Origin of the sequence: Halomonas sp. 3A7M (assembly GCF_014897875.1) — a bacterium.
Classification (GTDB): domain Bacteria; phylum Pseudomonadota; class Gammaproteobacteria; order Pseudomonadales; family Halomonadaceae; genus Vreelandella.
In genome coordinates this window covers 1-5,711 of the sequence record NZ_JABUZD010000046.1, presented here as the reverse complement: position 1 = coordinate 5,711, position 5,711 = coordinate 1, and the positions used below count along the sequence as shown (strand labels likewise).

3 protein-coding genes are annotated in these 5,711 nt (G+C 53.9%); all 3 read right to left on the bottom strand.

The features are described from left to right. Positions 1–114: 114 nt before the first annotated feature. On the bottom strand, positions 115–2,268 hold the full coding sequence (gene katG, locus INT19_RS03680; protein WP_193059767.1) for a catalase/peroxidase HPI: 2,154 nt from the start codon (positions 2,266–2,268) through the stop codon (positions 115–117). 284 nt (positions 2,269–2,552) lie between these two features. Further along, positions 2,553–3,995: an NAD(P)(+) transhydrogenase (Re/Si-specific) subunit beta gene (locus INT19_RS03675; RefSeq protein WP_089040540.1), complete on the bottom strand. Its 1,443-nt coding sequence runs from the start codon at positions 3,993–3,995 to the stop codon at positions 2,553–2,555. A 16-nt stretch (positions 3,996–4,011) separates the two neighbouring features. Then, the gene (locus INT19_RS03670; protein WP_193059766.1) at positions 4,012–5,583 is read right to left on the bottom strand and encodes a Re/Si-specific NAD(P)(+) transhydrogenase subunit alpha; all 1,572 of its coding nucleotides are present in this window, start codon (positions 5,581–5,583) and stop codon (positions 4,012–4,014) included. Positions 5,584–5,711 lie beyond the last annotated feature (128 nt).

Sequence of the window (5,711 nt, the reverse complement as noted above, 5' to 3'; positions counted from 1 at the left end):
AATAGCGCCTGTTAAGGCGCTGCGCGCCATGCCTGGCGCACCATTAAAAAAACCCGCATCTATCGATGCGGGTTAGAACAGGGAAGTTACTTAGAGCAAGCGTTGCTTTGACGTTTATGCGACGTCGAAGCGATCCGCATTCATCACTTTTGCCCAGGCGGCGACGAAGTCTTTAACAAACTTCTCGCCGTTATCGTCCTGGGCATACACCTCTGCGTATGAGCGTAGCAGTGAGTTAGAACCAAACACTAGATCAACGCGAGAGGCTGTCCACTTAACCGCGCCCGTTTGACGGTCGCAAATCTCGTAAACATTATTGCCCACCGGCTTCCAGCTGTTGCCCATATCGGTCAGGTTGGCAAAGAAGTCGTTGGTCAACTGGCCTTCACGGTTAGTGAACACACCGTGCTTGGTACCACCATAGTTGGTGCCCAGCACACGCATTCCACCTAACAGCACGGTCATCTCCGGTGCGGTGAGCCCCATCAACTGAGCACGATCCAGCAGCATTTCTTCGGGTTTGACGATGTAGTCTTTCTTCTGCCAGTTACGGAAGCCATCGGCAAGTGGCTCTAAAGGCTCAAAAGAGTCTACGTCAGTCATCTCATCAGTGGCATCACCACGGCCTTTAAGGAACGGCACACGCACCTCATAGCCCGCTGCTTTGGCCGCTTTTTCGATAGCCACGCTACCCGCTAAGACAATCACATCGGCAATGCTGGCACCCGTATCAGCAGAGATCTGCTCGTATACTTTTAGCACATCGGCAAGACGCGTTGGCTCATTGCCTTGCCAATCTTTCTGGGGAGCCAAACGAATGCGCGCACCGTTGGCGCCACCGCGCATGTCGGAACCACGGTAAGTGCGCGCGCTATCCCACGCGGTGCTGACCATGTCGCTAATGCTTAAGCCGCTCTCAGCAATTTTCTGCTTAACCACTTCTTCGCAGTAATCGGTGCTACCTGCAGGCACAGGGTCTTGCCAGATAAGGTCTTCAGCCGGCGCTTCTGGGCCGATATAGCGTGCTTTCGGGCCTAGATCACGGTGCGTTAGCTTAAACCACGCTTTAGCAAAGGTTTGCTTGAAGTACTCCGGATCGGCCATGAATTTTTCGCAAATAGCACGGTACGTCGGGTCCATCTTCATCGCCATATCCGCATCGGTCATGATCGGATTGTGACGCACAGAGGGATCGGTTGCATCAACCGGCTTATCTTCCTCTTTAATGTCGATAGGCTCCCACTGATGAGCACCCGCAGGACTTTTTCTTAGCTCCCACTCATGACCAAACAGCAGGTCGAAATAGCCCATATCGAACTTAGTTGGGTTGGTGGTCCAAGCGCCTTCAATACCCGACGTCACGGCATTGCTCGCTTTGCCATCCATGGTCGGGTTGCCCCAGCCAAAGCCCTGGTTTTCAACGTCAGAGGCTTCAGGTTCGGCACCTAGCGCAGCGGCGTCGCCATTACCATGGCATTTACCCACGGTATGGCCGCCCGCTGTTAAGGCAGCGGTTTCTTCGTCGTTCATCGCCATACGAGCGAAGGTTTCGCGCACCTGCAGAGCTGTCTTAAGCGGATCTGGCTGGCCGTTAACCCCTTCTGGGTTAACGTAGATAAGTCCCATTTGAACCGCAGCCAGCGGATTCTCCATTGTTTCCGGCTGTTCAACGTCACCGTAACGCTCGTCAGAAGGCGCTAACCACTCTTTTTCAGCCCCCCAATAAATGTCTTTCTCTGGGTGCCAGATGTCTTCGCGGCCAAACGAGAAACCGTAAGCGGGCAGTCCCATAGATTCGTAGGCCACCGTACCCGCAAGAATGATTAGGTCGGCCCAGCTGATTTTATTGCCATACTTCTTCTTCACTGGCCACAGCAAACGGCGCGCCTTATCAAGGCTTACGTTATCCGGCCAGGAGTTGAGCGGTGCAAAACGCTGGTTACCGGTACCACCGCCGCCACGGCCATCGGCAATGCGGTAAGTTCCGGCAGAGTGCCATGCCATGCGGATCATCAGGCCACCGTAGTGGCCCCAGTCGGCTGGCCACCATGCTTGGCTATCAGTCATCAAGGCATGAACATCTTGCTTGAGGGCGTCAAAATCGAGTTTTTTGACCTCTTCCCGATAGTCAAAGTCAGGATCCATCGGGTTAGTTTTACGATCATGCTGGTGCAGAATGTCTAGGTTCAACGCCTCTGGCCACCAATCTTTGTTGGAGGTGCCAGTAGACGTATTACCACCATGCATTACAGGACATTTTCCACTCATGTTTCTCTCCCCTTCTTGCTCTTTGCCTTGGACTCGCCAAGGAAACAGATGATCGACATCTCATATTGCTGTCTACAGTGTAGGTAATCAGCAAGCGTTGCGTTGATATGTACTGTTTTAAAGCACCTCACCGATAGTCACAATTTGTAATAAACCAATAGATCGATAGTTATTTATTATTAAACTAGCTATTTCTTAGCCAATAAAAACTTAGCCCATAAAAAAAGGCAGGGCGTCAGACGCCCTGCCCATACCACTATCAGGATAGTAGCGTTTTCTTACCTTTACTCCACCATTGGCAACAGTGCGTTCAAGCTATCCCGCGCATCGCCGTAGAACATGCGCGTGTTCTCTTTGAAGAATAGCGGGTTTTCAATGCCAGAGTAGCCCGTGCCCTGACCGCGCTTGCTGACAAACACCTGCTTGGCTTCCCAAACCTTCAATACCGGCATACCGGCGATAGGGCTATTGGGATCTTCCTCGGCAGCGGGGTTTACGATGTCGTTGGAGCCGATCACGATCACCACGTCCGTACTTGAGAAATCGTCGTTGATCTCGTCCATTTCCAGCACGATATCGTAAGGCACTTTGGCTTCAGCCAGGAGCACGTTCATATGTCCAGGCAGACGCCCTGCCACCGGATGAATACCGAAACGTACGGTCTTACCCGATGCCCGCAGCTTGCGTACTAGATCGCTCACCGCACTCTGTGCTTGAGCCACCGCCATGCCATACCCCGGCACGATAATCACGCTATCTGCGTCGTTTAAGGCACTCGCCACACCACTTGCATCAATCGCGACCTGCTCGCCTTCAATCTCAGCCGCTGGCCCTTGAGCACCACCGAAGCCGCCCAAAATCACGTTAACGAAGTTGCGGTTCATCGCCTTACACATAATGTAAGACAGGATTGCCCCTGAGGACCCCACCAGTGCGCCGGTAACAATCAACAGATCATTGGAAAGTGTGAAACCAATCGCCGCCGCTGCCCAGCCGGAGTAGCTGTTCAACATCGACACCACCACTGGCATATCCGCACCGCCAATGCCCATAATCAGGTGATAGCCAATAAAGAATGACAGCGCCGCCAGCACGAGCAATGTCCAGAAGCCTGCACCATTGAGGTACATAATCGCGAGCAGCAGCGAAAGCGCCGCAGCACCGGCGTTGAGCATATGCCCACCCGGTAGTTGACGAGGCTTGCCATCCACTTTGCCTGCCAGCTTACCGAACGCAATCACCGAGCCGGTAAAGGTCACCGCACCGATGAAAATCGCGAACACCACCTCAATCTGCAAAAAGGTCAGCTCAGCAGGAGCCTTCGTGGCCACCAATGCAGCAAACGCAGAAAACTCTTGCATCGCGCCGTCGGCCGCTTGTGCGGCCAGCACCCGGCGGCGCTCTAAATCTGCGCCCCAGGCAACAAAGACCGCTGCCAAACCCACAAAACTATGTAGTGCCGCTACCAACTGAGGCATTTCGGTCATTTCGACCTTGCCTGCGACATAGGCACCAATCCCAGCACCGATCAACATCGCCGGAACCAGCCACCAGTAGCCGCCAATACCTGGCCCGAGGGAGGTAAAGAACACCGCTACGGCCATACCCACAATGCCGTACCATACGGCACGCTTGGCTTTCTCCTGATTACTCAGGCCGCCTAGCGATAAAATAAATAGCACACTTGCCGCAATTGCCGCGGCAGATACGAATCCTTGTCCTAACATCTCGTTTCTCCGCCGCTTAGGATTTTTGGAACATGGCAAGCATCCGGCGTGTCACCAGGAAGCCACCCACGATATTAATCGATGCAATCAGTACCGAAATGGCCGCCAGCACGATAACGACGCCACTGCCTGAACCGATTTGCAAAATTGCCCCTAAAATAATGATGCCGGAGATAGCGTTAGTGACCGCCATTAACGGCGTGTGCAGCGAATGACTCACCTTCCAAATCACCTGGAAGCCAATGAAGCACGCCAACACAAACACAATGAAGTGCTGCATAAATGAGGCTGGGGCTATTTGGCCCAACAGCAGCATTAGCGCGCCACCAACGGCGAGCAAGCCTACTTGACGCTTGGTTTGCGCTTTAAACGCCGCGTGTTCAGTAGCCTTCTTCTCTTCAGGCGTTGGTTCTTTCTCTTTTTTCTTTGGCTTCGCCGCAGCGATAGCTTTTACTTTGGGTGGCGGCGGCGGGAAGGTGACTTCGCCCTGGTGCGTGACCGTAGCACCGCGAATGACATCATCTTCCATATTGTGATGGATGACGCCGTCTTTCTCAGGCGTGAGGTCGGCTAGCATGTGGCGAATGTTGGTGGCGTAAAGCAGCGACGCTTGGGTGGCCATGCGTGAGGGGAAGTCGGTATAGCCGACCACCACGACGCCGTTATCAGATACCACACGCTCGTCCGGCTTGGTTAAATCGCAGTTACCGCCTTTTTCAGCGGCTAAGTCGACAATCACCGAGCCAGGTTTCATGGCTGCCACCATATCTTCCAGCCACAGCTTTGGCGCGGGCCTGCCAGGAATCAGCGCCGTGGTGATGACAATGTCGACATCCGGTGCTTGTTCGCGGAAACACTCTAGCTGCTTCTCGCGAAACTCTGGGCTAGAGGGTGAGGCATAGCCACCGCTTTCTGAACCGTCCTGACTATCTTCAAAATCGAGAAACAGGAATTCAGCGCCCATGGATTCAATCTGCTCGGACACCTCTGGGCGCACATCAAATGCACGCACCACAGCGCCAAGGCTAGCCGCGGTACCAATCGCCGACAAGCCCGCCACACCCGCGCCGATCACCAATACTTTGGCAGGGGGAACTTTACCGGCGGCGGTTACCTGGCCAGTAAAGAAGCGGCCAAAGTTATTGCCCGCCTCAATCACCGCACGGTAGCCCGCGATATTGGCCATTGAGGAGAGCGCATCCATTTTCTGCGCTCTGGAAATACGTGGCACCATGTCCATCGCAATAACAGACGCGCCCTGAGCTTTACAGGTTTCCAACAGTGCTTCGTTTTGTGCTGGCCAGAAGAACGCAATCAGCGTCTGACCTTCACGTAAATAGTGAGCCTCAGTTTCCGAAGGTTCACGGACTTTAATCACCACGTCCGCATCACGCCACAGCGCTTCCGCGCTTTCCACAACGCTGACACCCGCGTCGCGATACGTGTCGTCATTAAAGCCCGCAGCAGCCCCTGCGCTGGCTTCCACCAAGCACTCATGGCCTAGCTTTTGAAGCTGTTTTGCGCTCTCAGGAGTAAGCGCTACACGCGCTTCTCCTTGAGCTGTCTCTTTCGGTGCGCCTATTTTCACACGCTTTCTCCCTTGGTTAGCCCATTTCCAGCGTCATGACCAAAACAGTCATATTTTCACCCTTGGTTATTGGACGCTGGGCATTATCCTGAATCCGTGAAGCTGGCGCCGATACTTTCCCTATCAAC

Excerpts from the sequence above, each read along its gene's own strand:
- katG (WP_193059767.1), bottom strand. The coding sequence starts at position 2,268 with ATGAGTGGAAAATGTCCTGTAATGCATGGTGGTAATACGTCTACTGGC.
- INT19_RS03675 (WP_089040540.1), bottom strand. The coding sequence starts at position 3,995 with ATGTTAGGACAAGGATTCGTATCTGCCGCGGCAATTGCGGCAAGTGTG.